This window comes from Intestinibacillus sp. Marseille-P6563, assembly GCF_900604335.1.
Lineage (GTDB): Bacteria > Bacillota > Clostridia > Oscillospirales > Butyricicoccaceae > Butyricicoccus_B.
This window is the reverse complement of record NZ_UWOD01000010.1, coordinates 1-2148: the sequence shown is the minus strand read 5'-3', so window position 1 is coordinate 2148 and position 2148 is coordinate 1. Positions and strand designations below refer to the sequence as shown.

The following is a 2148-nucleotide window of genomic DNA, read 5'->3' as shown; positions in this document are numbered from 1 at the left end:
CCATGTGGATCAATGAACATTTCTGGGACATGGTTTCTTGCCTTGACGAACGCTTAAAAGTTCTAGATTATCTGATGAACCACCGGACAGGGCAATACGCTATTGGCACTATCAAAAAAATTTCAGAGGATACTGGATTAAGCGTCAGCAGAGTCCAAAAATTTCTCAAAACCCTGGAAAAAAAGAACATCATTCAACGTAAAGGAAACGGTGTTTATATCTTGCCACAGGCAATGGCGCCAGTCAGTGAAAGAAACAAAAGCGGCAGGGATAGTTAATCCCGCCGCTTTTTTTATTATCTCTCCTGCCCTCGATCATGGCTCTTGCGCTCCACCGGCAAGATCTGTTTTTGAATATGTTCCGGCAGGCGTTGGAATGCCTTTTCCAACTGTTCAAGGCGTATTTTATCCTGTGCATTTTTCATCCGCTCCTGTACCGTTGGTACCATTGCTTTAACTCGCTTATACTCCTCAGATAGCGTAGCAAGCGCATCACGCGCTTGTAGGCCCCGTATGGCAGTAGCCTTGAGATTTTCTACATCATCCACTGTAATGCCCCTGAGAGCGCCTGTAATGCCCGTTTGGGGGTGTATGGACTGTATCTCCTGGATGCTCAGCTCTCGCCCTCTGAAGGCTGCTAGCTTCCTCTGTATGGCATCCAGGACAACCAGCTTTTCCTCGAGTGCATGCTGCGCCGCTGCGGCCTTCTCCTGGGCCTCTAAAACTTCACGATGTGCAGATGCCTTTTTCAGCTCAGCAACCTCCCGATTCCCGTCCTTTGTGGCATCGTTTAGGATGGAAACCTCAAATCCAAGCTGATTTCTCACATATTCCGACAAATCCATGTGAAACGTCCGAAGATCTGTCCGGGTAAGGACTTCCTTGGCTGATACTTTCAGATCACCACGCTTCTGATCGATCACGACTGGAACGAATGCAAAGTGCATATGTGGTGTCACTTCATCCATGTGAACGTAGGCAGATACCACATTTTCTCTGCCGTAACGATTTTCAAGGAAATCATACGTAGCCCTAAAAAAATCATTTTCCGATTCCTGTGGCAAATCCCTAGGGGCAGTGACAACCCAAGAGCACAAAATTTTCACATCATCGCGCTTCATGCAGCGGACTTCCCCGCACCTCTGCCGAATAAAACTGACTTGCCCATCCGGTCGATCTGGCGCCAGATTGTAATTCAGGTGTGTCCGTTCCTGGTCTATGTTCTGATTCCCGAATTTCACATACTCGCCAGCAGCATCCCGACGCCGCTCGTAATGAGCCGCCAAATGCCCAATAGCTGATGCAGCATATTTTTGTACATTTGCCACGGAAATCCCTCCCTTGATGATATCATTATATCGCCACACACCCCAGATGTCAATCTGGTATAGCAAGTTATACCAGATTTCATCTGGTAACTTGCCCTTGCAGGGGGCTAGGGACAGGGGCTTTGCCCCGCCGGCTACGGCCGGCTCCCCAGCAGGGCGGCTTTTTGAGAAAAGCCCCCTGCACCCACCAAAAACTTTTCCGCTCGCCGCTAAGGCAGAGGGGGCAGGGAATTACCCTGCCCCCTCTTGGGGGCAGCGTGTTCCGTGGCCTGTCTGTCAAGGGACGGGGTAGTATTTTCGCCGGGCGAAAATCTCCACCCCCGGCCCTGATCAGGGCCGCCCTTGACCGTCAGGCCCGCTCCTATTAAGAGAGCATCCTTCCTGATAGACCGTTGATTTTAATACTTATTATAATACGTATTAAAACAAAAGCATAGGCATTATATTAAACGTATAATAATACGCATTAAAATAATTACTTAAATACATAACAATCATTATAATGCGCATTATAATGATTGACTAATACGCCTAAACGTGCTATAATAGAGATAATAATAAACGTATTTTAATACGCATTAAAATAAATGAACGGAGGAATAATTATGGCACGACCCAAGAGCAGTGCTCCAAAAAAGATCCACCTCAACCTGACCGTTAGCGAGCAGACCAGGGCTGAACTGACCTATCTTGCTGCCCAGAATCAGCGGAGTATTAGTGAGCTTGTGGCTGAGTGGGCTAGCCGCGAGGCCCGCAAAACTGCCAGAAAGACAGGGGTTGCTCTGCCTGATCTTGAGCAGCTATCCCTTGACTGAGCCCCC

The 2148-nt window shown here is 48.2% G+C and carries 3 protein-coding genes; 2 read left to right on the top strand and 1 reads right to left on the bottom strand.

Annotated elements, in window-relative coordinates; all coding sequences use genetic code 11:
- Window positions 1-278: replication/maintenance protein RepL (locus tag EFB11_RS16630; protein ID WP_122791483.1), on the top strand; the 278-nt coding region annotated here is incomplete at its 5' end.
- Window positions 279-295: 17 nt separating this feature from the next.
- On the opposite strand, the gene mobV is transcribed toward EFB11_RS16630, so the two are convergent.
- Window positions 296-1327 carry a MobV family relaxase gene (gene mobV, locus EFB11_RS16625; protein WP_122791482.1) on the bottom strand — a complete coding sequence of 344 codons (1032 nt, stop codon included), beginning with the start codon at window positions 1325-1327 and terminating at the stop codon, window positions 296-298.
- Between the two features lie 605 nt (window positions 1328-1932).
- On the opposite strand from mobV, the gene EFB11_RS16620 reads away from it, so the two are divergent.
- A complete protein-coding gene (locus EFB11_RS16620) occupies window positions 1933-2142 on the top strand; it encodes a hypothetical protein (RefSeq protein ID WP_122791481.1) in 210 nt (69 codons plus the stop codon).
- Window positions 2143-2148: the final 6 nt, after the last annotated feature.